Below are 24,363 nucleotides of genomic sequence, written 5' to 3'. Positions count from 1 at the left end.
TCAGGCGATGGCGTGGCGAGAGCCGGACGAATACCGTCCGGTGACATGGTGTTCGAGCTGCCGTTCGATATCGGCCAGCATCGAGGATGCGCCAAGTCGGAATAGATCGGGGCGCAGCCAGTCCGGCCCCATTTCCTCGCGCATCAGGATCTGCCAGGACAGCGCGTCCTTGGCGGTCTTCATCCCGCCCGCGGGTTTGAACCCGATTCGATAGCCCGTCCACTCGCCGTAATCGCGCAGCGCCCGGACCATGACCAGACTGACGGGCAGGGTGGCATTCACGCTTTCTTTTCCCGTGGATGTCTTGATGAAATCGGCGCCCGCCTGACAGGCGACCATGCTGGCCTTGTAGACATTGCGCAGCGTCTTCAGCTCGCCCGTCGCCAGGATGGCCTTCAGATGGGCTGGCCCGCAGGCCTCGCGCATCGCGGCGATCTCGTCGTACAGGGCGCTCCAGTTGCCGTCCAGCACATGGGCGCGGGTGATGACGATGTCGATTTCGGATGCACCCTGATCGACGGCATAGCGAATTTCGGCCAGGCGCAGATCAAGCGGCATCAGGCCGGCCGGAAAGCCCGTCGCGACCGAGGCCACGGGAATCCCCGTGCCTTCGAGCGCGCGAACGGCGGCCGCCACCATCGTGGGATAGACGCAGACCGCGCCCGTCGTCAGGCGGTCCAGCCCCAACGCCTTCATCACGTGATCGGCGACCGGATGCGCCGCCTTCGCGCACAGCCTGCGGACGCGATCTTCGGTATCATCGCCCGACAGGGTGGTCAGATCCATGCACCGGATCGCGTTGACGAGCCAGGCGGCCTGCCATTCCTTCTTCAGGCTGCGCCGTGCGGTCAGCGTGGCCGCGCGGCGCTGGGCCGCGGGGGTGTTGACCGATACGGATTCGAACCAATCGGTCTGGAGAGGAACGCCCGCATTGCGCGGCGTATTGGAAAGGGCATGATCCGCCATCTGCGACATTCGGGTCCGTTTTGCAGGGAAATTCAATGGGCGCTCACGCTAGCGACAAGCACGCATCTTGGCAATCTTCCGATCTTACCATCTGGTCAGATTTCGTGACGTCACGCTCAGCTGCCGCGATAGGTCGAATAGCCATAGGGCGACAGCAACAGCGGCACGTGATAGTGCGATGTTGCATCGGCGATGCCAAAGCGAACCGGTATGTCCTCCAGAAAGGCCGGGTCGGCGATCCCCTGCCCGGTCCGCCGCAGATAGTCGCCCGCGTGAAAGATCAGCTCATAGCGGCCCGTGGAAAACTGCGCGGCGGGCAGGATCGGTCCGTCTGTGCGGCCATCGTCGTTGGTCGTGACTTCCGCCAGCTTTTCCCGGCCGTCGCCATCGATGCGCCACAGCGTGATGCGCAGGCCAGTCGCGGGGCAGCCGCGTGCCGTATCAAGGACATGCGTCGTCAGATAGCCAGATGCCATGGAACGTCCTCCGATCCGATATTCCGCGGGATCATAGCGGTTGCGGCGACCGCGCGCGACCGAAAGGCGGGGTCATCACTTCTTCTGTGATTTTTTGATAATCGCGGGCGGGCAGAGACGATATGACTGGGGCAGATGCAGGAGGTGCAGCCGTGAAACGCTATCCGCGCGATCTTTCGGGCTATGGTCCCAACCCGCCAGATGCCCGCTGGCCGGACGGCGCGCGCGTCGCGGTCAGTCTTGTCCTGAATTACGAGGAAGGGGGCGAGAATTGCCTGCTGCATGGCGATCCGGCCTCCGAGGCCTTCCTGTCGGACATCGCGGGTGCGCAGCCCTGGCCGGGGCAGCGGCACTGGAACATGGAATCGCTATACGACTACGGCGCGCGGGCGGGTTTCTGGCGCCTGCACCGGCTGTTCACCGGCATGGACCTGCCCGTCACCGTCTATGGCGTTGCAACCGCGCTGGCGCGCTCGCCCGAACAGGTGGCCGCGATGCGCGAGGCGGGGTGGGAAATTGCCAGCCACGGCCTGAAGTGGATCGAACACCGGGACATGCCAGAAGAGGAAGAACGCCGCCAGATCGCCGAGGCCATCCGCCTGCATGCCGAGGTCACCGGCAGCCGTCCGACCGGCTGGTATACCGGGCGCTGTTCGATGAACACGGTGCGCCTTGCGGCCGAACACGGTTTCGAGTGGATCTCGGACGCCTATGACGATGATCTGCCCCACTGGATCGAGATCGACGGGCGGCACCAGCTGATGATCCCCTATACGCTGGAAGCCAATGACATGCGTTTTTCCGTCTCGCCGGGCTTCGTGACGGGCGAGCAGTTCTATCAATATCTGCGCGACGCGCTGGACACGCTTCTGGCCGAAGGCGATGCCGGATCGCCCAAGATGATGAGCATCGGCCTGCATTGCCGCCTGATCGGCCGGCCCGGGCGGATCGCGGGGCTGAAGCGGTTCCTCGAATATGCCACCGCGCGCCCAGGCGTCTGGTTTGCCCGCCGCATCGACATTGCGCGCCACTGGGCGGAACATCACCCGCCGGTCGTCCTTGACCGCCCAAGCCGAATGAGCCGCGAAGACTTCGTTGCGCGCTTCGGCGGGGTTTTCGAACATTCACCGTGGATTGCCGAGCGGGCCTGGGAACTGGAGCTGGGCCCGGCCCATGACAGTGCCATCGGGCTGCACAATGCGCTGGCGCGCGTGTTCCGTTCGGCCAGCCGCGAGCAGCGCCTGGGCGTGCTGAATGCGCATCCCGATCTTGCCGGAAAGCTGGCGCAGGCGCGCCGACTGACCCCGGACTCGGCGCAGGAGCAAGCCAGCGCGGGTCTTGATGCGCTGACCGACGACGAGCGCGCCGAATTCACGCGCCTGAATGACGCCTATCGGGCACGCCACGGATTTCCCTTCATCATCGCCGTGCGGGATCACGACAAGCCATCGATCCTTGCCGCCTTCCGCCGTCGGCTGGACCAGGACAGCGAAGCCGAATTTGCCGAGGCCTGCGCCCAGGTCGAGCGTATCGCCCTGTTGCGCCTGAAGGAGATGCTGCCAAGATGACGTCGTCCTACTACGCGCCAAGGGGTGGCCTGCCGCCGCAGGACTCGCTGATGACCGGACGCGCCGTGTTCACCGAAGCCTATTGCGTCATCCCGCGCGGATGCTTCTCGGATATCGTGACCAGCTTCTTGCCGGGGTGGCGGGATACGCGCGTCTGGATCATTGCGCGGCCGATGACAGGGTTTGCCGAAACCTTTGCCCATTACGTGATGGAGGTCGCGCCGGGCGGTGGCTCGGATACGCCCGAGCCCGACGCCGGCGCCGAAGGCGTGCTGTTCGTCACCGAAGGGGCGGGGCAGCTGACGCTGGGGGCACAGGCGCATGATCTGGGACCCGGCAGCTATGCCTATCTCGCCCCCGCAAGCGCATGGCAAGTTCAGAACTCGGGGGGCGTCCCCTTGCGCTTTCACTGGATTCGAAAGCTCTATGAACCCGCGCCAGGGATCGCGACGCCGGCAAGTTTCGTGACGCGCGATCAGGATGTCGCGCCCGTTGCCATGCCGGGAACGCAGGGGCGCTGGGCCACGACGCGCTTTGTCGATCCCATGGACATGGCCCATGACATGCATGTGAATATCGTGACCTTCCAGCCCGGCGGCGTCATCCCGTTCGAGGAAACGCATGTCATGGAACACGGTCTGTATGTCCTGCAGGGCAAGGGCGTCTATCGGCTGAACCGCGACTGGGTCGAGGTCGAGGCAGGCGATTACATGTGGTTGAGGGCCTTTTGCCCGCAGGCATGTTATGCGGCCGGGCCGGACCCGTTCCGCTATCTTCTGTACAAGGACGTGAACCGCCATCCGCGCCTGCGCGGGCCGGGGGCGTTCGGGGCAGGAAGCCCGGGATGAGCACGATCCGGGTCGAGCCGCTGACGGCCGACGCATTTGCCCCCTTTGGTGATGTTCTGGAGGCACGGGGCCCCTCGCTGCTGATCAATCAGGGCATGTGCCACAGGTTCCACGACCTGGCGCGGCTGGACTTCGGTGTGGATGGGCGCGCGGGGATCTCGATCTTCCAGGCCCGGCCGCGTGCGCTGCCCTACCAGTTTGACCTTGTCGAAAGGCACCCTCTGGGCAGTCAGGCCTTCGTTCCGATGAGCGCGGACCCCTTCCTTGTCATCGTGGCGCCGGATCGCGACGGTCGGCCGGGCGACCCGCGCGCCTTTCTGACGACCGGGGCGCAGGGAATCAACTTTCTGCGCGGCACCTGGCACGGGGTTCTGACGCCGCTGGCCGCGCCAGGGTTGTTCGCCGTGATCGACCGGATCGGTCCGGGCGACAATCTGCAGGAATATCGCTATGACGTCGCGTGGACGGTTCTTCCCGGCTGAATGTCACAGGGGCAGGGCACCCATCCGGGCGGCCATGTCCAGCATCCGGTTCGCAAAGCCCCATTCGTTGTCGTACCAGCCAAACAGGCGCAGCATTCCGCCTTGGGTCACGCGGGTTTCGGGCAGGGCCATCACGATGCTTTCCGGCCGTGCCCGCAGGTCACAGGACACCAGCGGCCGGTCGGTCCAGCCAATGACACCTTCGGCCTGACGAAGGGTTTCGTTGACCGTCTCGCGGTCGGGGTGCGCCCGCGTCAGGACGGCCAGATCGATGGCCGAAACCGAGTGGGTGGGCACACGCACCGCGGCCGCCTCGATACGACTGGAAAGTTCCGGCAGTACCCGCCCCAGAAGCCGCTGCGCCGAAGTCGTCGTTGGCACCATCGACAGCGCCGCCGCCCGGCTGCGCGCCGCGTCCTGTCTTGGTGCATCGATCGTCGGCTGGCTGCCGGTATAGCAGTGGATGGTCGTCATCCAGCCGGTCTGGATGCCCCATGCCTGGTCCACCAGCCGTGCCAGCGGGGCAAGTGCGTTCGTGGTGCAGGATGCGTTCGAAACGATCCGGTGTTCGGGGCGCAGATCGGACTCGTTGGCGCCCAGAACGACGGTCGCATCCGCCGAGTCCGACGGCCCCGACACCAGCACCCGCCGCGCCCCTGCGCGCAGGCCGGCCTCGGCAAAGCTGCGTTCTCCTCCCAGGCCGGTGCATTCCATCACGACATCTATGTCCGAAAGATCCAGCTGTCCAAGGTCGGGACTCTGGCTCAGGCGCAGCGCATGGCCATCCACGACCAGCGCGCCGGGTTCCAGCCTTACCTCGCCGGCCCAGGGGCCAAAGGTCGAGTCGTATTCGAACAGATAGGCCGCCATGCCGGGATCGGCGATGTCATTGACCGCGACGATCTCGATCGGCCACCGCGCCCTGTCGCGCGCCCAGGCGCGCAGGACCGACCGTCCGATCCGCCCGAAACCGTTCAGCGCAACCCGTATCGTCATGTCCTGACCTCGCAAGATTCTGCACAGGTGTAGCGGCGGCCGACAGCGCAAGAAAGGACGGGATTGTGACGGTTACACCTGACCGCGGATCAGCGCACGGCCTCCATCAGCGCATCGCGCATGCGGCAGTCGCTCGCGACGTCGCGCCCGCAGGGGCGTGGCGTCAGGTCGCGGGTCAGGCAGATGCGGACCTCGTCGATTCGGCCCTGTTCGCAGGTCACGGTGATCATCTGCGGGTCAAGCCCGGGATTGGCCTCGATGAATGCCTGCTCGACCACCTGGGCGGGCAGGCGCACGTCGCGGTCCAGCCTGTCCAGAACAGGCGGGATCGTGATGCTTTGATAAGCCTTGCGAGAGAGTGCGAAATAGTCGTCGGCCGACAGACCCGTGCACCGGCCATGCTTGCGCCATTGGTGCCAGGCAAGGCCGGACGATCCCATGATGTCGGCCATGGCGCGCGTCTCGGCGCGGCTGGGGTCCCGGGCAGGCGTGCGGCAATCGCTGGGCCAGCCGCGTTCGTATTGTGGCCACAGCCCGTGCAATATGAAGCTGTGGTCGTGACGCGGGTCGCATTGGTCCTCGCCCCGCTTATCGCCGGTGATCGCGCACCATGTCGGCGACCATGAAAGGGCCATGACGTAATAGTCGAAATCGCCCGCCCGGTGCTGCTGCGCCATGGCGGCCAGCGGAAACAGGATCAGGGCAAGGGCAAGGCGCATTTTCTCTTCCTTTCGTCGATGCGAGGGTCTATATACCCACCCAATTCCCCGAAAGCGAGGAAATGCGACCCTGCAAGGTCGCGGCCGTTTCCCGGCCACGGGAGAGATATGTAAAGGAGACACCCGATGTCGAGACCGCTCATGCCAAAGGCGACGGCCGTCTGGCTTGTGGACAACACGACACTCAGCTTCCGGCAGATCGCGGAGTTCTGCGGCCTGCACGAGCTGGAAGTGCAGGGCATCGCCGATGGCGACGTGGCTGCGGGCGTCAAGGGCTTCGACCCGGTCGCGAACAACCAGCTGGACGCCGAGGAAATCCGCAAGGGCGAGGCCGATCCGAACTACCGGCTGAAGCTGAAGCACAACCCCGCCGCCGTTGGCGAGGAAAAACGCCGTGGCCCGCGTTATACGCCTTTGTCCAAGCGCCAGGATCGTCCGGCGGCGATCCTGTGGCTGATCAAGTTCCACCCCGAACTTGCCGATGCCCAGATCGCACGGCTGGTCGGCACCACCAAGCCCACGATCCAGTCGATCCGTGACCGGACGCACTGGAACATCAACAACCTGACCCCGATCGATCCGGTTGCGCTGGGCCTGTGCAAGCAATCCGAGCTGGACCGCGAGGTTCAGAAGGCCGCCAAGAAGCGCGATTCCGTCATGTCCGACGACGAACGGCGCAAGCTTGTTTCGACCGAACAGTCGCTGGGCATGGCGCCCGAACCGAAGATGCCAAGTTCGATCGCGGGGCTCGAGAACTTCTCGCTGTCCGGTGACGAGGATGCGAAGGAAAAGACCGATCCGCGCGATTATTCGGATGCGGACGCCTTCTTCAACCTGCCCGACGACGACGAGGACGAGGACGAAGATCGCTGAAACATGAAACCCCGGGCCTCGACCCGGGGTTTTCATTTGCCGTCCGCGAATGTCGGGGTCAGGCTGCCAGTCCCTTGGATCCCATCGACAGGAATTTCTGCCGTCGGGCACTGACCAGCTCGGCCGGTTTCATCCCCGACAATTCGTCCAGCATCTCGGCGATGGCCCGGCCGACACGCTCGATCGTTTCCTTGCGGTGACGATGCGCGCCGCCGATCGGCTCTTCGATCACGCGATCGATCACGCCCAGCTTCGACAGGTCCTGCGCCGTCAGGCGCAGGGCATTCGCGGCCTCGCGCATCTTTTCGGCGTTCTTCCACAGGATCGAGGCGCAGCCTTCCGGCGAGATTACCGAATAGACCGAATGTTCCAGCATCGCGATGCGGTTGGCAGTGGCCAATGCGACGGCGCCGCCCGAGCCGCCTTCCCCGATGACGACCGAGATCAGCGGCACGCCGATCTGCAGGCATTTCTCGGTGCAGCGGGCAATGGCTTCGGACTGGCCGCGTTCCTCGGCCCCCTTGCCCGGATAGGCGCCGGGCGTATCCACCAGCGTGATGACCGGCAGGCGGAACCGGTCGGCCAGGTCCATCAGCCGGATCGCCTTGCGATAGCCCTCGGGGCGGGCCATGCCGAAATTGTGCTCGATCCGCGACTTGGTGTCCGATCCCTTTTCCTGCCCGATCACGACCACCGGACGGTCGTTGAAGCGCGCAAGCCCCCCCATCACGGCCTTGTCCTCGGCGAAGTTTCGGTCACCCGCCAGTGCGGTGTATTCGGTGAACAGCGCCTCGATATAGTCGCGGCAATGCGGCCGGTCTGGATGGCGCGCGACCTGGCATTTCCGCCACGGGTCCAGGTTGCGATACATGTCGCGCAGAAGGTCGGCCGCCTTGCGGTCCAGCGCTTCGGCCTCCTTGGACACATCCATGCCTTCGTTCTTGCGTGCCAGCGCACGCAATTCTTCGGCCTTGCCCTCGATCTCGGCCAGAGGCTTTTCGAAATCCAGATAGTTCATCGCGCCCTCTCTTCCGGGTCAGCGGTGTATATGACCGCCCCGGCCAGTCAATGCAACCGTTCTGAGGGCGCGAATCGCCTGCCTATCTGCCGATCATTTCCGCCTGCCGTACGATGACCTCGGCCTGACGGATCGAGGCGATGTCCACCAGGCGCCCCTTGTAGACCGTTGCGCCCGCGCCTTCGGTCTTGGCCTTTTCCATCGCGGCCAGGATCTCGCGCGCTTCGGCCACCTGCTCGGGCGAGGGCGAAAAGACCTGGTTGGCCAGTGCGACCTGACGCGGATGAATTGCCCATTTTCCGACCATCCCCAGCGTGGCCGAGCGTCTGGCCTGGGCGATGAACCCTTCGTCGTCCGAGAAGTCGCCAAAAGGTCCATCGACCGGCAGCAGCCCGTGCGTGCGGCAGGCCGCGACGATGGCCGCCTGCGCCCAGTGCCAGGGATCGGACCAGTATTTCTGCCCGTCACGCAGCATGTAATAGTTTTCCTGGGTGCCGCCGATGCCCGTGGTCTGCATCCCCATCGAGGCCGCGAAATCGGCAGCGCCCAGGCTCATCGCCTGAAGTCGGGGGCTGCCAGCGGCGATTTCCTCGACATGACAGATGCCCGCCGCCGATTCGATGATGACCTCCAGCGTGATCCGCTTCGATCGGCCCCGCGCCTGTTCCACGGCGCTGACCAGCGCATCGACGGCATAGACGTCGCTTGCGCATCCGACCTTCGGGATCATGATCTGGTCCAGCCGTTCGCCCGCCTGTTCCAGAAGATCGACCACGTCGCGATACCACCACGGTGTGTCCAGCCCGTTGATGCGCACCGAAAGATACTTGTCGCCCCAGTCGATGTCGCCGATCGCCTGGATCACGTTCTTCCGCGCCTGATCCTTGTCATCCGGGGCGACCGAGTCCTCGAGATCGAGATTGATCACGTCGGCTTCCGACTTTGCCATCTTTTCGAAGATTGCCGGGCGTGAGCCGGGACCGAAAAGCTGGCAACGGTTCAGGCGGGCCGGGGCGGGGGGCTGGATGCGAAAGCTCATGGAAATTCCCTGGGTAACGATGTTTCGTCATTGGCTTCCCAAGGGGTAGAATATTGCGCCGCGCTGCGCAAGCATCCTTTCGCATCCGCAGCATGACTGCGCCATCCCCATTGCGCCCCGGCCCGGAATGCGGATCATGCGCCGCGTATTGGCGCAGACTTGTACAGGGCCGACATGCAGATCGACATTGCACGCGACAGTTTTCCTTTGGCCGAGACCTTCACGATCAGCCGCGGCTCTCGTGACGTCGCGCATGTGCTGACCGTGACGATCCGCGATGGCGACGCCCGCGGTCGGGGCGAATGCGTGCCCTATGCGCGTTATGGTGAAAGCATGGACAGCGTCGCCGAGGCAATCGCCGGTCTGCCCGAGGAGCTTGATCGCGATTCGTTGCAGACGCTCTTGCCACCGGGGGCTGCGCGCAACGCGGTCGATTGCGCATTGTGGGATCTGCAGGCCAGGATCGAAGGGCGGCGGGTCTGGCAGATCGCCGGTCTGCCTGCACCCGGCCCCGTGACGACGGCCTTCACCCTGTCGCTGGACACGCCCGAGCGCATGCGGCAGGCCGCTGCGCGTCAGGCGCACCGGCCGATCCTGAAGATCAAGCTTGGCTCCGAGGGGGACATGGCACGTCTTGAGGCCGTGCGCGCGGGCGCCCCCCGATCGAAGATCATCGTCGATGCCAACGAGGGCTGGACGCCCGAAATCTATACCGAGCTGGCGCCGCATCTGCTGCGGCTTGGTGTGCGCATGGTCGAGCAACCCCTGCCGGCCGGCCAGGATGACATCCTGGCCGAGATCGACCGGCCCTTGCCCGTCTGCGCCGACGAAAGTTGCCATGACCGATCCAGCCTGACCGGGCTGGTCGGCAAGTATGACATGGTCAATATCAAGCTGGACAAGACCGGCGGTCTGACCGAGGCGCTGGCGCTGCGCACGGCCGCACGCAAGATGGGCTTCGGCGTCATGGTGGGCTGCATGGTCGGATCTTCACTGGCCATGGCGCCCGCGGTGCTGGTGGCGCAGGGGGCCGATCTGGTGGATCTGGACGGGCCCCTGTGGCTCGCGCGCGACCGTGAGCATGCCTTGCGCTATGACGGTGCGCGCGCGTATCCTCCGGATGCGGCGCTCTGGGGGTAACGGGATGCGGTTGATCATCGGCAACAAGAAGTATTCGTCCTGGTCGATGCGGCCGTGGCTGGCGATGCGGGTGGCGGGGCTCGCGTTCGAGGAGGAGCTGATCCCCTTCGACGACGAGGCCGGCAATCCGGCGATCAAGGCGGTTTCGCCCACGGGGCGGGTGCCGGTGCTGGTCGAGGGCGATCTGGTCATTGCCGAATCGCTGGCGATCATGGAATGGGCGGCAGAGCTTGCGCCGGGGCTGTGGCCCGAGGCGGCGGATGCGCGCGCCCGGGCGCGGGCCGCGGCGGCCGAGATGCATGCCGGCTTTGGCGCGCTCAGGAGAGAATGCCCGATGAATTTTGGCCGCGCGCCGGCGCCTCTGGCGGTGTCTGACGAGGTGCGCGACGATGTTGCACGGATCGAGCAGCTGTGGGACGAGAGCCTTGAGGCTTCGGGCGGGCCGTTCCTGTTTGGCGCGTTCAGCAATGCCGATGCGATGTTCGCACCGGTGGTCAACCGGCTCGAGATCTACGAGCTCAGCGATCATCCGGCGGTGCGCGCGCTCACGGCGGCGATGAAGGGCCTGCCGGCCTGGCAGGAATGGGAAGCGGCGGCGCGGGCCGAGCCCTGGATTGTGCCGGCCGACGAGGTGTGAGACAGGGGGCGCGGGCATTTGCCTGGCCGGAAGAGAACGAGAAGAATGGGAGCCTGCGATGAGCCGCATCGTTTATGTCAACGGAGACTACGTGCCCGAGGAAGAGGCGAAGATTTCGATCTTCGATCGCGGCTTCCTGATGGCCGATGGCGTGTACGAGGTGACCACGGTCCTTGGCGGTCGGCTGATCGATTTCGCCGGGCACATGGCGCGGCTCAAGCGGTCGCTCGACGCGCTCGACATGGAGGCGCCGGCGGGCGAAGACGAGCTTCTGCAGATCCATCGTGATCTGGTGACGCGGAACGAAGTCGACGACGGGCTGATCTATCTGCAGGTCACACGCGGCAATCCGGGCGACCGCGACTTTGCCTATCCCGCGCCGGGCACGGCGCGGCCGACGCTGGTTGTTTTCACCCAGTCCAAGCCGGGGCTGGCTGACAATCCGGCCGCGCGGGCGGGATGGAAGGTGATCTCGATCCCCGACCTCCGCTGGGGCCGCCGCGATATCAAGACGGTGCAGCTGCTGTATCCGTCGATGGGCAAGATGATGGCGAAAAAGGCCGGGGCCGACGATGCCTGGATGGTCGAGGACGGTTTCGTGACCGAGGGCACGTCGAACAACGCCTATATCGTCAGGGATGGCCGGATCATCACGCGCCATTTGTCGCAGGAGATCCTGCACGGAATTACCCGCGCCGCCGTCCTGCGCCTTGCCCGCGAGGCGCAGATGGAGGTCGAGGAGCGGCCCTTTACCATCGAAGAGGCGCAGGCGGCCGATGAGGCCTTCGTGACTTCGGCCTCGGCCTTCGTCATGCCGGTGGTCGAGATCGACGGTGTGCGTCTTGGCGACGGAACGCCCGGTCCGGTCGCGCGGCGCCTGCGCGATATCTATCTGGACGAAAGCCTGAAAACGGCGATCTGAGGCAGGTTCCTACGCCGTCTGCACCAGATGCACGGTCACGGCGGCGTAGAAGACAAGGCTCGCCGCCAGAACCAGAACGTGCCAGATGGCATAGTGGAACGGAAGGCCCTCGGCCAGGTAGAACAGGACGCCAAAGGTGTAGATGCATCCGCCCACGACGACCAGCGTCAGTACGGGCGGCGTCAGGGCATCCATGAACGTGCCGCCCGCGGCGAGTCCGGCCCAGCCCATTGCCAGGTACAGCAGTATCGCAAGCACGCGGAAGCGGTCGGGCGACAGGATCTTCAACGCCACGCCAGCCATCGCGGCGCACCACAGCGCGGCGAGCAGTCCCATGCCCTGACCCGAGAGTACCAGGAAAGGCGTATAGGTTCCCGCGATCTTCAGATAGATCGCGCTGTGATCCAGGCGCTTGAGAAGCCAGGTCCAGCCCGGGTGCAAACAGGTGTTATAGAGCGCCGAGAAGCCCAGCATGGCCAGCAGGCAGAGGGCATATACCGTCACGCCCAGAACCGCCCCGAAATCGCCGCGCAGGACGATGGCCGTCGCAATCAGCGCAGGCACCGCGATAGCCGCCAGTGTCACGCCCGAAATGTGGACGATCTTGTCGGCCAGCAATTCGGCCCGGCTGTATTCGATGCGTCGGCTCAGGATGTTCATCGCTTCATTCTATCACATGCCGCAGCGCCGCGCGCGGGGTTGCGGGCATGCCGTAGCGTCACCTGCCCGGTCGTTCAGGATTGATCGGGCTTTCCGACGTTTTCGGCAAATGCCTTCTCGAAGGCGGCCTGTTTTGCGGCATCGGCCTCGGTCTGGTTGCGCGCCTTCCATTCCTCGTAGGGCATGCCATAGAAGATTTCGCGCGCTTCCTCCTTGGTCAATGCAATGCCGCGTTCGGCCGCGGCTTCCTGGTACCAGCGCGACAGGCAGTTGCGGCAGAATCCGGCAAGGTTCATCAGGTCGATATTCTGCACGTCCGGGCGCTTTTCCATCAGATGATGGCGCAATGCGCGAAAGGCGGCGGCCTCGATCTCGATACGTGTGCGTTCGTCCATTTCGTGTCCTCCCCAGGGGTCAAAGTCGGGTATCGGCCAGGGCGGCCTCAAGGATCGGGGCAAGACGGTCGGCCCAGGCGATCTGGCCGTCCTCGTCCCGGATCAGGTCGTGGCGAATCTCTATCAGGACATTCGGCCGGCCCGGCGTCAGGGCGTGGCGGTCGATGGAATCCCCGTCCAGATGGCCGCCATAGGGCTCGTTCTCGCCCACGCACAGGTCCGGCTCGGCCCGAAGGCGCGCAAGCACGGCCAGGGCCAGCCGGGGATCGCGGTGCGAATACAGGATGCCGACATGCCAGGGCCGGTGCGCGCGACCGTTCAGGCGCGGGGTGAAGCTGTGTATCGCGCAGATCACCGTATTGTCCCGCCGCGCGGCGAGCCGCTCCAGGGCGTCGTGATAGGGGCGGTGAAAGGCGTTCAGACGACGTTCGGTCTCGGCCGCGTCGACATGGCGATTGGCCGGGATGATCGTGCCGTCATACAGTTTCATGACCAGCGTCGGGTCGTCCTCGCCGCGGTTCGGGTCGATGACCAGACGCGAGAAATCCGACAGGACTGCCGGCGCGTTCAGTCTTTCCGCCAATCGCCGCGTGACGCCCGCAGCCCCTATGTCATAGGCGATGTGGCGCTCCATATCCGCCGGAGCGATCCCCAGGTCTCCGCCGTTGATGCAATCCGGTACGCGGTTGGTTGCGTGATCGCATGTGACCAGCCAGCGCGAAGGGCGATTTTCGCCGACAATCCGATAGGGGAGCGTCGTCATTGTCATTCATCCTGCATTTCGGGCGTTACATAGCCGAGACACGCTGATTGCGCCAGTTGCCCAACCGCGGGATTTGCGCCATAGAAGGGCAAGACAACCTGATAGCGATAACGGGAGCGGAGACATGGCCGGGATCAGACGGCTTCGCAATGTGAAAATCGTGGCAACGCTCGGCCCGTCCTCCAGCGACTACGATACGATCCGCGCGCTGTTCGAGGCCGGGGCCGATGTGTTCCGCCTGAACATGAGCCATGGCACGCATGAAGAGCAGGCGGCGCGCCACGCGATCATTCGCAAGGTCGAACAGGATGTCGGGCGTCCGATCGCGATTCTGGCGGACCTGCAAGGCCCGAAGCTGCGCGTGGGCACCTTCCGCAATGGCGAGGAAGAGCTGACCGAGGGTCAGAAGTTCCGCTTTGACCTTGACCCGGCCGAGGGCGATGCGACCCGCGTCTGCCTGCCACACCCGGAAATCTTTGCCGCGCTGAAACCCGGCGCGACGCTGCTGGTCAATGACGGCAAGATCCGGCTGAAGGTCGAAGCCTGCGGGCCCGACTTTGCCGATTGCGTTGTCACGACCGGCGGGGTGATCTCAAACCGCAAGGGCGTGAACGTGCCCGATGTCGTTCTGCCCCTTGCCGCCCTGTCCGACAAGGATCGCGCGGATCTGGAATTTGCCTGCGAACTGGGCGTCGACTGGCTGGCCCTGTCCTTCGTGCAGCGTCCCGAGGACGTGGCCGAGGCGCGCGAACTTGCGCGCGGTCGCGCCGCCATCCTGTCGAAGATCGAGAAGCCCGCCGCCGTGAAGGCGTTCGATCAGATCCTGGCCGTCTCGGACGGGATCATGGTCGCGCGCGGCGATCTGGGGGTCGAACTGCCGGTGCATTCGGTCCCGCCGATCCAGAAGCAGCTGGTGCGCAAGGCGCGGTCTGCCGCCAAGCCGGTGATCGTGGCCACACAGATGCTGGAATCGATGATCGACAGCCCGATGCCGACCCGGGCCGAAGTGTCGGACGTCGCGACCGCGATCTACGAAGGCGCCGATGCGGTCATGCTGTCGGCGGAAAGTGCGGCCGGCAAATACCCGATCGAAGCCGTGACCACCATGGACAGCGTTGCCCGTTCGGTCGAGGCGGATCCGATCTATCGCGAGGAAATCGAGGCTTCGCGCCACATCCGGCGCGAGACGGTGGCCGACGGGATCGTCGCCGCCGCACGCGAGATCGCCGAGGCGACCGACATTCACGCGATCTGCTGCTTCACCCAGTCGGGAACCACGGCCAGCCTGGTCGCGCGCGAGCGGCCCGCCGTGCCGATCATTGCGCTGACCCCGGTGGTCGCTACCCTGCGTCGGCTGTGTCTGACCTGGGGCGTGCATTGCGTGCGCTCGCCCGAAGTCGAGCGGTTCAAGATGGCGGTCGTCCAGGCCGCCCGCGCGGCACGCGAGTACGAATTCGCGACCGAAAAGGACCAGATCGTCGTCACCGCCGGCGTGCCGTTCAACGTGACGGGCACGACGAACATCCTGCGTGTTGCGCCCTGTGACGAAAGGCTGATCTTCCGCACCGATCCGGAATGATGCCCCCTTGCCAAGCCGGGCGGGCGGCGCTATACGCCGCGTCTCATATATCCCGCGAGGCCGGCCCGTGGCATTGCCGAGTCGCGCGACAACTCTGAACAGGAGATGGAAATGCCCAAGATGAAGACCAAGTCCGCTGCGAAGAAGCGGTTCAAGATGACGGCCTCCGGCAAGGTCAAGGCTGGCGTCGCCGGCAAGCGGCACGGCATGATCAAGCGCTCGACGGACTTCGTCCGCAAGGCGACCGGCACCATGGTGCTGGCCGATTGCGACGCCAAGATCGTCAAGAAATACATGCCCTACGACCGCTGAGGAGATAAGACATGGCTCGCGTCAAATCCGGCGTTGTCACGCACGCCCGTCATCGCAAGGTCATCAAGAAGGCCAAGGGCTACTACTCCGCCCGTTCGCGCAACTTCCGCACGGCGACCCAGGCCGTTGACAAGGCCAACCAGTACGCCACGCGCGACCGCAAGCAGCGCAAGCGCAATTTCCGCTCGCTGTGGATCCAGCGGATCAATGCGGCCGTTCGCGCGATCGATGCCGATCTGACCTATTCGCGCTTCATCAACGCGCTGGCCAAGGCCGGGATCGAGGTGGACCGCAAGGTCCTGGCCGATCTGGCCGTGCACGAACCGGCCGCCTTCGAGGCGATCGTCGGCAAGGCCAAGGCCGCCATGGCCTGATCCGTCAGCGGATCGAAGGGACAGCGAATGACCCCGCGGCCCGCAAGCCGCGGGGTTTTCGCGTCCGGCAACATGAAAAACGGCATCGCGACCCGCGCGGCGGCTTCCCTTTTTTCGCCGCTCCGTGCTAGGGGAATGCCGCAACTGACGGAGAGGCAGATGGACGGTCTTGACGCGCTGAGGCAGAACTACCTGGAACGGATCGCGCAGGCGCCCGACCCGGCCGCGCTGGAGGAAATCCGTGTCGCTGCGCTGGGCAAGAAGGGCGAGATCAGCCTGAAGATGCGGGAACTGGGCCGCATGGCGCCCGAGGAGCGGCAGAGGACCGGCGCGGCGCTGAATCGCCTGAAGGACGAGATCGACGCCGCGCTGAAGGCGCGCCGCGCAGCGATGGAAGACGCGGCGCTGGAAGAGCGTCTGAAATCCGAATGGCTGGATGTCACCCTGCCGGGACGTCCGCGCCGTCAGGGGACGATCCACCCGATCAGTCAGGTGACCGAGGAGATCACCGCGATCTTTGCCGATATGGGATTTTCGGTCGCCGAGGGGCCGCAGATCGAATCCGACTGGTACAATTTCGATGCGCTGAACATCCCGCCGGAACATCCTGCGCGGCAAGAGCATGATACGTTCTTCATGCACCGCGCGGCGGACGATGACCGCCCGCCGCATGTCCTGCGCACGCATACCTCGCCCGTCCAGATCCGCGCGATGCAGACCCACGGCGCCCCGATCCGGGTGATCGCGCCCGGCCGGGTCTATCGCATGGACATGGACCAGACCCACACGCCGATGTTCCACCAGGTCGAGGGGCTGGCCATCGACCGCGACATCAGCATGGCCAACCTGAAATGGGTGCTCGAGGAGTTCTGCCGCGCCTTCTTCGAGGTCGACCGGGTCGAGCTGCGTTTCCGTGCCAGCCACTTCCCGTTTACCGAACCTTCGGCCGAGGTCGATATCCGCTGCTCGTGGCAGGGCGGGCAACTGAAGATCGGCGAAGGCGACGACTGGATGGAGATCCTTGGCTCGGGCATGGTCCATCCCAAGGTGCTGCGTGCCGGGGGCATCGATCCCGACGAATGGCAGGGCTTTGCCTTCGGTCTGGGAATCGACCGTCTTGCGATGCTGAAATACGGCATTCCGGACCTGCGCGCTTTCTTTGAATCCGACCTGCGCTGGCTGCGCCATTACGGGTTTTCTGCCCTGAACGTGCCGACGCTGCATGCGGGAGTGAGTGGGTGAGAGGCACGACCGGGCGCGCCACGCGCGGCGTGGTGCGGATGCCTCTGCAACTGAAATCGAACATGCCAGGCAAGTCCCTGGCTTCCATGACGGGTGGGAGACAAAGATGAAATTCACCCTCTCCTGGCTGAAGGACCATCTGGACACAGAGGCCACGCTGGACGAGATCGTTGCGGCGCTGACCGATCTGGGGCTGGAGGTCGAAGAGGTCGTCGATCGCGCGAAGAAGCTCGCGCCCTTTACGCTGGCCCGTGTCCTGCATGCCGAACAGCATCCCGATGCCGACAGGCTGCGGGTCTGCCGGGTGCTGACGGACGAGGGCGAAAAACAGATCGTCTGTGGGGCGCCGAATGCGCGCGCGGGCATCACGGTCGTTCTGGCAAAGCCTGGCGACTATGTCCCCGGCATCGATCTGACGCTGGGCGTGGGCAAGATCCGTGGCGTGGAATCGCACGGCATGATGTGTTCCGAGCGTGAGATGGAGCTGTCGGACGAACATGACGGCATCATCGAGCTGCCCTCGGGCGAGGTGGGCGAGAAATTCATCGACTGGCTGGCGCGCAACCGTCCGGGCGTCGTCGATCCGATGATCCACATCAAGATCACCCCGAACCGGCCCGACGCGCTGGGCGTGCGCGGCATTGCCCGCGATCTGGCCGCGCGCGGCCTTGGTACGCTGAAACCCCAGACGATCGAGCCCGTCGCGGGCAGCTTCCCCAGCCCGATCGGCGTCACGATCGATCCGGCGCTGCGTGAAAAGGGATGCCCGCTGTTTGCCGGACGCCTGATCCGCGGTGTGCGCAACGTGCAATCGCCGGCATGGCTGCAGGAACGGCTGAAGGCCATCGGTCTGCGCCCGATTTCGGCGCTGGTCGATATCACGAACTTCTTCACCTTCGACCAGAACCGTCCGCTGCATGTCTTCGATGCAGACAAGGTGCGCGGCCATTTGCGCATTCACCCCGCGCAGGGCGGCGAGGAATTCGCCGCGCTGGACGAAAAGACCTATGTCCTGCAACCCGGCATGATGGCGATTTCCGACGACAATGGCGTGGAAAGCCTGGCCGGCATCATGGGCGGGGAAGCGACCGGCTGTACCGAGGATACGGTCAATGTATTCCTTGAAAGCGCCTATTGGGATCCGATCACCATTGCCGCGACGGGCCGCGCGCTGCGCATCAATTCCGATGCGCGCTATCGCTTCGAACGCGGCGTGGACCCGGAATTCACCCTGCCGGGGCTGGAGGCCGCGACGCGCATGATCCTTGATATCTGCGGCGGCGAGGCGTCCGAGATCGTCATGGACGGCGCCGTGCCGCGGGATGATCGCGCCTATCGATTCGACCCGCGCCGGATCGTCAGCCTGGTGGGAATGGACATTCCCGAGGGAACCCAGCGCGAGACGCTGGAAAAGCTGGGCTTCACCTTCCATGGCGACATGGCGGCTCCTCCAAGCTGGCGGCCCGACATCCAGGGCGAGGCGGATCTGGTCGAGGAGGTCGCACGCATCGCCTCGCTGACGCGGCTTGAAGGCAAGCCATTGTACCGGCCCAATCCCGGTGTGCCGCGCCCGATCCTGACGCCGATGCAGCGCCGCGAGCGCGTGGCGCGGCGGACGCTGGCGGCGCTGGGCTACAATGAGTGCGTCACTTACAGCTTCATCGACAGCCGGTCGGCGGAGATGTTCGGTGGTGGCGGCGACGAGACGCGGATCGAAAACCCGATTTCCTCGCAGATGACGCATATGCGGCCGGACCTGCTGCCGGGGCTTCTGCAGGCGGCGGCGCGCAATCAGGCGCGCGGCTTCATGGATCTTGCCCTGTTCGAGGTCGGCCCCGTCTTCACTGGCGGCGAGCCGGGAGACCAGGCCCTGATGGCGGCCGGGCTGCTGGTCGGGGCAAGTGCGCCGCGCGATCCCTTTGGCTCGCGCCGTCCCGTCGATCTGTACGATGCCAAGGCCGATGCCGAGGCCGTCCTGTCGGCCATCGGCGCTCCGGCAAGGGCGCAGATCAACCGCAAGGTGGCGCCCTGGTGGCATCCGGGCCGTGCGGGGGTGATCGCGCTGGGGCCGAATGCCTTGTGCACCTTTGGCGAGCTGCACCCGCGTGTGCTGAAGGATATGGACATCAAGGGGCCGGCAGTTGCCTTCACGATCCATATTGAAAAGGTGCCGTTCCCGAAATCCGGCAGCACCACCCGGCCCGCGGCCAATTGGTCGGACCTGCCGGCGGTCGAGCGCGACTTTGCCTTCGTGGTGGACCAGGACGTCGAAGCCTTGACAATCGTCAACGCCGCCCAGGGCGCAGACAAGGCGCTGATCGAAAGCGTCCGGGTCTTTGACCAGTTCACGGGCGAGAAGGCCGAAGCCCAGATGGGACCGGGCAAGAAATCGGTCGCGATCACGGTGCGTCTGCAGCCCAGGGAGCGCACCCTGACCGACAAGGATATCGAGGCCGTCAGCGCCAGGATCGTCGAGAAGGTCGCCAAGGCCACGGGCGGCATCCTGCGCGCCTGAAGATGTCCCGGAATGGCGGCCGTGCCTGTCCAGCAGGGCGGGCGCGGCCTCGGGCGTCCGCTTGGGCCCGGCTGTCAAGTGGGCAAATCGCTGCGCTTTTCCCCACCAAGAGCGAATTGAAGCATGTTATCATCGCGCCTGATCCAGCGCCCCAGGAATGCGCGGATTGGATGTAGGGACAATTGAAAGGCACTTCATGCTTCAGGAATTCAAGGACTTCATCGCCAAGGGCAATGTCATGGACATGGCGGTGGGTATCATCATCGGCGCGGCGTTCACCGCGATCGTTTCATCGCTGGTCGAGGATCTGATCAACCCGATCATTTCCCTGTTTACGGGCGGGATCGACTTTTCCAACCTGAAGATCCCGCTGGGTGACGGGCCCGACGCGGCCAGCTTCAACTATGGCAACTTCATCATGGCCGTGATCAACTTCCTGATCATCGCCTGGGTGGTGTTCCTGCTGGTCAAGGCGGTCAATCGCATCAAGGCAGCGGCCGAAAAGCCCGATGATGTCGCGCCCTCGGTCGATACGGGCCCGTCCGAAAAGGATCTGCTGATCGAGATCCGTGACGCGCTTGTGAACCGCAAGTAAGGGCGGCGTGCTGGAAAGGAAAAGCCGGGCCATCGGGCCCGGCTTTGTCGTTTCATGATGGGCTCGGCGATTACAGGACCGAGCGCGGATCGACGGTGGGAATGCCCAGGGCCTCGCCCACAGCCTTGTAGGTCAGCTTGCCTTCATGCACGTTCAGGCCGTTCAGCAGGTTGGGATCGTCGGCGCAGGCCTGACGCCAGCCCTTGTTGGCCAAGGCCAGCATGAAGGGCATCGTCGCATTGGTCAGCGCGATGGTTGAGGTGCGCGCGACCGCGCCCGGCATGTTGGCCACGCAGTAATGCATGATGCCATCCACCTCGTAGATCGGGTCCTGATGCGTGGTGGGGCGCGAGGTTTCGAAGCAGCCGCCCTGGTCGATGGCCACGTCCACGAGAACCGCGCCGGGCTTCAGCAGTTTCAGCTGGTCGCGTGACAACAGCTTGGGCGCTGCCGCGCCGGGGATCAGGACCGCGCCGATGATCATGTCGGCCTCGCGCGCCAAGTCGATCAGGTTTACACCCGAGGCATAGGAGGTCTTGAACAGGCCGCCAAAGACGTCGTCCAGGTAACGCAGGCGCGGGATCGAGCGGTCCATGACCGTCACATCGGCGCCCATGCCAGCGGCGACACGCGCGGCATGGGTGCCGACCACGCCGCCACCGATCACCAGAACACGTGCCGGGCCTACGCCGGGCACGCCGCCCATCAGAACGCCGCGGCCGCCATTGGCCTTTTGCAGCGTCCACGCACCCACCTGAGGCGCCAGCTTGCCCGCGACCTCGGACATGGGCGCCAGCAGAGGCAGGCCACCGCGATCGTCGGTCACGGTTTCATAGGCGATGCAGGTCGCCCCCGACTCAAGCAGGCCGCGGGTTTGCTCGGGGTCCGGCGCGAGGTGCAGATAGGTGAACAGAACCTGTCCCTTGCGCAACATCTTTCGTTCGACCGCCTGAGGTTCCTTGACCTTCACGATCATCTCGGCGGTGGCGAATACCTCTTCCGCGGTCGGCAGGATTTTCGCGCCGACGGCGACATAATCCTCGTCGGGGAAGCCGGCGCCAAGGCCGGCATTGGTCTCGATGTAAACCTCATGCCCCGCGCGCACGGCTTCCTGCGCCGTGGCAGGGGTCATGCCGACTCGGAATTCCTGGGGCTTGATCTCTTTCGGGCAACCGATCTTCATCGCTTCCTCCCATTCATGGATGTCCGGCAGAATGCCAGAGAATGGATGGAATTGCTTTGAAAATGCTCTGGCTATTTCACAAGAAAACGGCAAATTATTCGAATAAACGTCAGAAATGCAGAAGGATCGTGCGCAGATATGGAACTGGACGCGACAGACCGCCGAATCCTGTCCGTGCTTCAACGCCACGGCCGCATCACGAATGCCGAGCTGGCCGAGAAGGTGAATCTCTCGCCCTCGGCCTGTCACCGCCGCGTCCAGCGGCTGGAGGAGGAAGGCTTCATCTCGGGCTATGTCGCGCTGGTGAATGCGCGCAGGCTGGGGCGGCCGACGACCGTCTTTGTCGAGATCACGCTGTCAGGCCAGACCGATGAGGTGCTTGAGGCTTTCGAGCGTGCCGTGATGCAGGTGCCCGACATCCTGGAATGTCACTTGATGGCCGGATCGGCTGATTACCTGTTGAAAGTCGTGGCCCAGGATACCGAAGATTTCGCACGCATCCACCGGCAATACCTGGCCCGCCTGCCCGGCGTGGCGCAGATGCATTCGTCCTTCGCGTTGCGAACCGTTCGGCAGACGACAGCCGTGCCCGTGTGAGCCCCAATACAACCTGGGGCCCGCCCGGTGCGGGTGCCAGGCCCCCGGGACAATCCGTTCAGGCCATCGGCCACGCCTAGCCGCGCAGGCCGGTCTCCTTCAGAAGGCCCAGCCGTTTGGCTTCGTAATAATAGCCGCGGGAATACCACATCACGGCCTTGTCGGGATCGCCTCGCGAGACGAGCCATGCCCCGCGCAGATATTTGCCCGCGTATTTCAGATTCGTTTCGGCGTCCAGCAGACCCTCGGGGGCGCCGCGATAGCCCATCGTTCGCGCGGTCTGAGGGTGGATCTGCATCAATCCGTAATAGGGCCCGTTCCGTGCCTTCGGATTGTAATTGCTTTCCCGCCTTATGACGCGATGCATCAGACTTTCGGGAATATCGTATTTCCGGGCATACCGGGCGATCAGGGCATCCAGGTCGCCGCGCCCGGAAGCCGGGCGTCGTGTGACCTCTTCCCGGCGTCCGCAGCCGCCTATTGCCATGGCCGACATGCCTGCCAAAATCGAGCGTCGGGTGATCATCCGCTGCTCTGTCCTTGCTTGTCGTGGCAGAATGCGGGTGTTGGCGCGCAGGCTCAATACCGCTCTTGCCAATCGTATCTTCCGGGGCGATCAATCGGCGGCGTGTTGCCAAGCGAGGACATTCAGGATGGCCGAGATCGCCACCAACAACGTGAGAGGAGCGGTCACCGCGCTGATCGCCATGGGGATCTTCGCGACGCATGACGTCGTGGTGAAGGTGCTGGGCGAACATTACTCGGCCATTCAGATCGTCTTTTTCGCGGCATTGCTGAGCTTCCCGATCGTATCGGTGATACTGCTTGCGGATGCCCGGGCGTCCAGTTTGAAGCCGCGGCACCCGGGTTGGGTCATCCTGCGCACCGCGTGCACCGTCGTAACGGGTGTGTCAGCCTTCTATGCCTTTTCGACGCTGCCGTTGGCGCAGGTCTATGTGATCCTGTTTTCGGCCCCTTTGCTGATCACGATATTGGCGATTCCGATCCTGGGCGAGCAGGTCGGCATCCGCCGGACCCTTGCCGTGATCGCGGGGCTGATCGGCGTTCTGGTCGTGATGCGGCCAGGCCAGTCGGAACTGTCGCCTGGCCATGCTGCGGCGCTTCTGGCCGCTTTCTGCGGCGCGCTTGCCTCGGTCATCGTGCGTCGAATCGGCAAGGATGAACGCCCGGTCGTGCTCTTGTTGTTTCCGATGGTGGGGAACGTCATCGCCATGGGGATGGCGCTGCCATTCGTGTACCGGCCGATGCCGATCGAACATCTTGGACTTCTGGCCGTCATTGCGGTCTTCGGTCTGACGGCGTCCTTCCTGATCATCCTGGCCTATCGCGCCGGCGAGGCCGTTGTCGTTGCGCCCATGCAGTATTCGCAGATCCTTTGGGCGACGGTCTATGGGTATCTGCTTTTCGACGAGAAGCTGGATACCCCGACCATCATTGGGGCGGGAATCATTATTGCCTCGGGTATCTACATCGTCTGGCGTGAGGGGCGCGCGGGCGCTTCTGCCAACCGGCCGGTCCTGCAAACCCGCAGCCGGGCCGAGACGATTTCCCCGCGCGTCAGCCTGTTGCAGCGCGTTCTGATGCCGGGATCGCGCGACCGATGATTTTGACCATCACCCCCTTGCAAAACCGAAGGAAAGTGGGTAATTCGCCCCCACGGTCGGAGCGTAGCGCAGCCTGGTAGCGCACCTGCTTCGGGAGCAGGGGGTCGGAGGTTCGAATCCTCTCGCTCCGACCATTTTTCGGACAAGAATATCCCGCACTCCGTGATGGTCCATGGGGGTGCGTCCATTGTCTGGCACGCATTCCAGCCAGGGCCCGCGCCGTTCCCGAAGGGATGGGCACCGCCAGCTTCGGCCTATAAGGCGGCATTCGTTTACGTCAGACTCCCGGCGCCAGTTCCCGCGAGATGTTCATCTGGCCCAATGAGGTTCTGTTTCGTTTCAAATGCTTGTTCGGCGCGCTGACATCCGGAAGGCCTGTCCCAGGCCATCCCGTTGCAAGGGATCAGAAATCCTGGGGATGCGGGGCGGTCGCTGCGCAGCATTGCCCCGTGCTTCAAGAGTATCGCGCGTGGCGTCAGCGCACAGCCTATTGGGCAAGTTGTCATCCGCAGGGAACGTCCAATGCCGGGGCTTGTGCCCTGCGTCACACCTGACGCGCGGGGCTCCCGAATTCGGCGTCACGGCCCAGATGGCTGGAATTCAGGGATCTTGGAGATGTCAGGAAGAAAAATGGCTGGGGCGGTAGGATTCGAACCTACGGTACACGGTACCAAAAACCGCTGCCTTACCACTTGGCCACGCCCCAACGGTGCGGCTGACATACAAAAGCGCGCGGCGGGCTGCAAGACCCATTCGGCAGGTTTTTGGACGGAAAGTTGTGGATAATTCCGGGTGCATCCTTTGCCGGGGAAGTGGATGCGCAGGATTGCATGGCGCCG

At 64.5% G+C, this 24,363-nt stretch carries 26 protein-coding genes and 2 tRNA genes; 16 read left to right on the top strand and 12 right to left on the bottom strand.

Annotated features, from left to right (window positions below):
* Positions 1-966 (bottom strand): deoxyribose-phosphate aldolase, encoded by a 966-nt coding sequence (gene deoC / locus LV82_RS00295; RefSeq protein WP_104069246.1) that lies wholly within the window; start codon positions 964-966, stop codon positions 1-3.
* 116 nt (positions 967-1,082) lie between these two features.
* Positions 1,083-1,442: a hydroxyisourate hydrolase gene (gene uraH / locus LV82_RS00290; protein ID WP_104068730.1), complete on the bottom strand. Its 360-nt coding sequence runs from the start codon at positions 1,440-1,442 to the stop codon at positions 1,083-1,085.
* 152 nt (positions 1,443-1,594) lie between these two features.
* Here uraH and puuE point away from each other — a divergent pair, with 152 nt between their 5' ends.
* The 3 genes from puuE to LV82_RS00275 are packed head-to-tail and all read left to right on the top strand — an operon-like array spanning position 1,595 to position 4,340.
* On the top strand, positions 1,595-3,010 hold the full coding sequence (gene puuE / locus LV82_RS00285; RefSeq protein ID WP_104068729.1) for an allantoinase PuuE: 1,416 nt from the start codon (positions 1,595-1,597) through the stop codon (positions 3,008-3,010).
* A complete protein-coding gene (locus tag LV82_RS00280) occupies positions 3,007-3,858 on the top strand; it encodes a bifunctional allantoicase/(S)-ureidoglycine aminohydrolase (RefSeq protein WP_104068728.1) in 852 nt (283 codons plus the stop codon). Before puuE ends, LV82_RS00280 begins: the two co-directional genes overlap by 4 nt.
* Entirely contained in the window at positions 3,855-4,340 is a 486-nt protein-coding gene (locus LV82_RS00275) for an ureidoglycolate lyase (RefSeq protein WP_104068727.1), read from the top strand. The genes LV82_RS00280 and LV82_RS00275 overlap by 4 nt, the downstream gene beginning before the upstream one ends.
* Before the next feature lie 3 nt (positions 4,341-4,343).
* Here LV82_RS00275 and LV82_RS00270 read toward each other — a convergent pair whose 3' ends face one another.
* Positions 4,344-5,336 (bottom strand): type I glyceraldehyde-3-phosphate dehydrogenase, encoded by a 993-nt coding sequence (locus LV82_RS00270; RefSeq protein ID WP_104068726.1) that lies wholly within the window; start codon positions 5,334-5,336, stop codon positions 4,344-4,346.
* An 89-nt stretch (positions 5,337-5,425) separates the two neighbouring features.
* The gene (locus LV82_RS00265) at positions 5,426-6,055 is read right to left on the bottom strand and encodes a ribonuclease T2 family protein (RefSeq protein ID WP_104068725.1); all 630 of its coding nucleotides are present in this window, start codon (positions 6,053-6,055) and stop codon (positions 5,426-5,428) included.
* A gap of 126 nt (positions 6,056-6,181) precedes the next feature.
* On the opposite strand from LV82_RS00265, the gene LV82_RS00260 reads away from it, so the two are divergent.
* Entirely contained in the window at positions 6,182-6,928 is a 747-nt protein-coding gene (locus LV82_RS00260; protein ID WP_104068724.1) for a DUF1013 domain-containing protein, read from the top strand.
* Positions 6,929-6,986: 58 nt separating this feature from the next.
* Here LV82_RS00260 and LV82_RS00255 read toward each other — a convergent pair whose 3' ends face one another.
* Entirely contained in the window at positions 6,987-7,946 is a 960-nt protein-coding gene (locus LV82_RS00255) for an acetyl-CoA carboxylase carboxyltransferase subunit alpha (RefSeq protein ID WP_104068723.1), read from the bottom strand.
* A gap of 82 nt (positions 7,947-8,028) precedes the next feature.
* A complete protein-coding gene (locus tag LV82_RS00250; RefSeq protein WP_104068722.1) occupies positions 8,029-8,985 on the bottom strand; it encodes an L-malyl-CoA/beta-methylmalyl-CoA lyase in 957 nt (318 codons plus the stop codon).
* A 174-nt stretch (positions 8,986-9,159) separates the two neighbouring features.
* On the opposite strand from LV82_RS00250, the gene dgcA reads away from it, so the two are divergent.
* Genes dgcA through LV82_RS00235 form a run of 3 tightly spaced genes read left to right on the top strand, consistent with a single transcriptional unit; the run spans position 9,160 to position 11,684 of the window.
* A complete protein-coding gene (dgcA, locus tag LV82_RS00245) occupies positions 9,160-10,125 on the top strand; it encodes an N-acetyl-D-Glu racemase DgcA (protein ID WP_104068721.1) in 966 nt (321 codons plus the stop codon).
* A gap of 4 nt (positions 10,126-10,129) precedes the next feature.
* The gene (locus tag LV82_RS00240; RefSeq protein WP_104068720.1) at positions 10,130-10,762 is read left to right on the top strand and encodes a glutathione S-transferase family protein; all 633 of its coding nucleotides are present in this window, start codon (positions 10,130-10,132) and stop codon (positions 10,760-10,762) included.
* 58 nt (positions 10,763-10,820) lie between these two features.
* Positions 10,821-11,684: a D-amino-acid transaminase gene (locus tag LV82_RS00235; protein ID WP_104068719.1), complete on the top strand. Its 864-nt coding sequence runs from the start codon at positions 10,821-10,823 to the stop codon at positions 11,682-11,684.
* A gap of 9 nt (positions 11,685-11,693) precedes the next feature.
* On the opposite strand, the gene trhA is transcribed toward LV82_RS00235, so the two are convergent.
* From trhA to LV82_RS00220, 3 genes are all read right to left on the bottom strand, one after another.
* Positions 11,694-12,344 (bottom strand): PAQR family membrane homeostasis protein TrhA, encoded by a 651-nt coding sequence (gene trhA, locus LV82_RS00230; RefSeq protein WP_104068718.1) that lies wholly within the window; start codon positions 12,342-12,344, stop codon positions 11,694-11,696.
* A 74-nt stretch (positions 12,345-12,418) separates the two neighbouring features.
* The gene (locus LV82_RS00225) at positions 12,419-12,739 is read right to left on the bottom strand and encodes a DUF1244 domain-containing protein (protein ID WP_104068717.1); all 321 of its coding nucleotides are present in this window, start codon (positions 12,737-12,739) and stop codon (positions 12,419-12,421) included.
* A gap of 19 nt (positions 12,740-12,758) precedes the next feature.
* On the bottom strand, positions 12,759-13,502 hold the full coding sequence (locus tag LV82_RS00220; RefSeq protein ID WP_104068716.1) for an N-formylglutamate amidohydrolase: 744 nt from the start codon (positions 13,500-13,502) through the stop codon (positions 12,759-12,761).
* Positions 13,503-13,635: 133 nt separating this feature from the next.
* On the opposite strand from LV82_RS00220, the gene pyk reads away from it, so the two are divergent.
* From pyk to mscL, 6 genes are all read left to right on the top strand, one after another.
* Positions 13,636-15,081, top strand: a complete 1,446-nt coding sequence (gene pyk, locus LV82_RS00215) for a pyruvate kinase (protein ID WP_104069245.1) — start codon at positions 13,636-13,638, stop codon at positions 15,079-15,081.
* 111 nt (positions 15,082-15,192) lie between these two features.
* A complete protein-coding gene (gene rpmI / locus LV82_RS00210) occupies positions 15,193-15,393 on the top strand; it encodes a 50S ribosomal protein L35 (RefSeq protein WP_104069244.1) in 201 nt (66 codons plus the stop codon).
* An 11-nt stretch (positions 15,394-15,404) separates the two neighbouring features.
* Complete coding sequence (gene rplT, locus LV82_RS00205; RefSeq protein ID WP_104068715.1) at positions 15,405-15,767, top strand: 50S ribosomal protein L20; 363 nt, start codon at positions 15,405-15,407, stop codon at positions 15,765-15,767.
* Positions 15,768-15,926: 159 nt separating this feature from the next.
* Positions 15,927-17,009 (top strand): phenylalanine--tRNA ligase subunit alpha, encoded by a 1,083-nt coding sequence (pheS, locus tag LV82_RS00200; RefSeq protein ID WP_104068714.1) that lies wholly within the window; start codon positions 15,927-15,929, stop codon positions 17,007-17,009.
* A gap of 106 nt (positions 17,010-17,115) precedes the next feature.
* Positions 17,116-19,524, top strand: coding sequence for a phenylalanine--tRNA ligase subunit beta (pheT, locus tag LV82_RS00195; RefSeq protein WP_104068713.1), 2,409 nt, complete (start codon positions 17,116-17,118; stop codon positions 19,522-19,524).
* Positions 19,525-19,720: 196 nt separating this feature from the next.
* Positions 19,721-20,119, top strand: coding sequence for a large-conductance mechanosensitive channel protein MscL (gene mscL, locus LV82_RS00190; protein WP_104068712.1), 399 nt, complete (start codon positions 19,721-19,723; stop codon positions 20,117-20,119).
* A 70-nt stretch (positions 20,120-20,189) separates the two neighbouring features.
* On the opposite strand, the gene ald is transcribed toward mscL, so the two are convergent.
* Positions 20,190-21,302, bottom strand: a complete 1,113-nt coding sequence (gene ald / locus LV82_RS00185; RefSeq protein ID WP_104068711.1) for an alanine dehydrogenase — start codon at positions 21,300-21,302, stop codon at positions 20,190-20,192.
* Between the two features lie 138 nt (positions 21,303-21,440).
* Here ald and LV82_RS00180 point away from each other — a divergent pair, with 138 nt between their 5' ends.
* Positions 21,441-21,899: an Lrp/AsnC family transcriptional regulator gene (locus LV82_RS00180; protein ID WP_104068710.1), complete on the top strand. Its 459-nt coding sequence runs from the start codon at positions 21,441-21,443 to the stop codon at positions 21,897-21,899.
* A 76-nt stretch (positions 21,900-21,975) separates the two neighbouring features.
* Here the strand turns inward: LV82_RS00180 and LV82_RS00175 are convergent, their stop codons facing one another.
* Positions 21,976-22,425, bottom strand: coding sequence for a lytic transglycosylase domain-containing protein (locus LV82_RS00175; protein ID WP_104068709.1), 450 nt, complete (start codon positions 22,423-22,425; stop codon positions 21,976-21,978).
* 127 nt (positions 22,426-22,552) lie between these two features.
* Between LV82_RS00175 and LV82_RS00170 the strand changes: the two genes are divergently transcribed.
* Positions 22,553-23,524, top strand: coding sequence for a DMT family transporter (locus LV82_RS00170; protein ID WP_104068708.1), 972 nt, complete (start codon positions 22,553-22,555; stop codon positions 23,522-23,524).
* 57 nt (positions 23,525-23,581) lie between these two features.
* Positions 23,582-23,658, top strand: a tRNA-Pro gene (locus tag LV82_RS00165).
* A 497-nt stretch (positions 23,659-24,155) separates the two neighbouring features.
* Here the strand turns inward: LV82_RS00165 and LV82_RS00160 are convergent.
* Positions 24,156-24,230: transfer RNA gene (locus tag LV82_RS00160), tRNA-Gln, on the bottom strand.
* Positions 24,231-24,363: the final 133 nt, after the last annotated feature.

The sequence above is a fragment of the Albidovulum inexpectatum genome (genome assembly GCF_002927635.1).
GTDB classification, from domain to species: domain Bacteria; phylum Pseudomonadota; class Alphaproteobacteria; order Rhodobacterales; family Rhodobacteraceae; genus Albidovulum; species Albidovulum inexpectatum.
Note: the sequence above shows the minus strand (reverse complement) of the source record. Positions and strands in the feature narration are given on the sequence as shown.

What these genes read in the sequence shown, in the direction of transcription:
- LV82_RS00275 (WP_104068727.1), top strand. Translation starts at nt 3,855, where the DNA reads ATGAGCACGATCCGGGTCGAGCCGCTGACGGCCGACGCATTTGCCCCC.
- uraH (WP_104068730.1), bottom strand. Translation starts at nt 1,442, where the DNA reads ATGGCATCTGGCTATCTGACGACGCATGTCCTTGATACGGCACGCGGC.
- LV82_RS00250 (WP_104068722.1), bottom strand. Translation starts at nt 8,985, where the DNA reads ATGAGCTTTCGCATCCAGCCCCCCGCCCCGGCCCGCCTGAACCGTTGC.
- LV82_RS00220 (WP_104068716.1), bottom strand. Translation starts at nt 13,502, where the DNA reads ATGACGACGCTCCCCTATCGGATTGTCGGCGAAAATCGCCCTTCGCGC.
- LV82_RS00170 (WP_104068708.1), top strand. Translation starts at nt 22,553, where the DNA reads ATGGCCGAGATCGCCACCAACAACGTGAGAGGAGCGGTCACCGCGCTG.
- LV82_RS00240 (WP_104068720.1), top strand. Translation starts at nt 10,130, where the DNA reads ATGCGGTTGATCATCGGCAACAAGAAGTATTCGTCCTGGTCGATGCGG.
- LV82_RS00270 (WP_104068726.1), bottom strand. Translation starts at nt 5,336, where the DNA reads ATGACGATACGGGTTGCGCTGAACGGTTTCGGGCGGATCGGACGGTCG.
- ald (WP_104068711.1), bottom strand. Translation starts at nt 21,302, where the DNA reads ATGAAGATCGGTTGCCCGAAAGAGATCAAGCCCCAGGAATTCCGAGTC.
- LV82_RS00180 (WP_104068710.1), top strand. Translation starts at nt 21,441, where the DNA reads ATGGAACTGGACGCGACAGACCGCCGAATCCTGTCCGTGCTTCAACGC.
- mscL (WP_104068712.1), top strand. Translation starts at nt 19,721, where the DNA reads ATGCTTCAGGAATTCAAGGACTTCATCGCCAAGGGCAATGTCATGGAC.
- LV82_RS00225 (WP_104068717.1), bottom strand. Translation starts at nt 12,739, where the DNA reads ATGGACGAACGCACACGTATCGAGATCGAGGCCGCCGCCTTTCGCGCA.
- LV82_RS00265 (WP_104068725.1), bottom strand. Translation starts at nt 6,055, where the DNA reads ATGCGCCTTGCCCTTGCCCTGATCCTGTTTCCGCTGGCCGCCATGGCG.
- LV82_RS00235 (WP_104068719.1), top strand. Translation starts at nt 10,821, where the DNA reads ATGAGCCGCATCGTTTATGTCAACGGAGACTACGTGCCCGAGGAAGAG.
- LV82_RS00260 (WP_104068724.1), top strand. Translation starts at nt 6,182, where the DNA reads ATGTCGAGACCGCTCATGCCAAAGGCGACGGCCGTCTGGCTTGTGGAC.
- deoC (WP_104069246.1), bottom strand. Translation starts at nt 966, where the DNA reads ATGGCGGATCATGCCCTTTCCAATACGCCGCGCAATGCGGGCGTTCCT.
- trhA (WP_104068718.1), bottom strand. Translation starts at nt 12,344, where the DNA reads ATGAACATCCTGAGCCGACGCATCGAATACAGCCGGGCCGAATTGCTG.
- LV82_RS00175 (WP_104068709.1), bottom strand. Translation starts at nt 22,425, where the DNA reads ATGATCACCCGACGCTCGATTTTGGCAGGCATGTCGGCCATGGCAATA.
- pheS (WP_104068714.1), top strand. Translation starts at nt 15,927, where the DNA reads ATGGACGGTCTTGACGCGCTGAGGCAGAACTACCTGGAACGGATCGCG.
- pheT (WP_104068713.1), top strand. Translation starts at nt 17,116, where the DNA reads ATGAAATTCACCCTCTCCTGGCTGAAGGACCATCTGGACACAGAGGCC.
- rpmI (WP_104069244.1), top strand. Translation starts at nt 15,193, where the DNA reads ATGCCCAAGATGAAGACCAAGTCCGCTGCGAAGAAGCGGTTCAAGATG.
- dgcA (WP_104068721.1), top strand. Translation starts at nt 9,160, where the DNA reads ATGCAGATCGACATTGCACGCGACAGTTTTCCTTTGGCCGAGACCTTC.
- LV82_RS00255 (WP_104068723.1), bottom strand. Translation starts at nt 7,946, where the DNA reads ATGAACTATCTGGATTTCGAAAAGCCTCTGGCCGAGATCGAGGGCAAG.
- LV82_RS00280 (WP_104068728.1), top strand. Translation starts at nt 3,007, where the DNA reads ATGACGTCGTCCTACTACGCGCCAAGGGGTGGCCTGCCGCCGCAGGAC.
- rplT (WP_104068715.1), top strand. Translation starts at nt 15,405, where the DNA reads ATGGCTCGCGTCAAATCCGGCGTTGTCACGCACGCCCGTCATCGCAAG.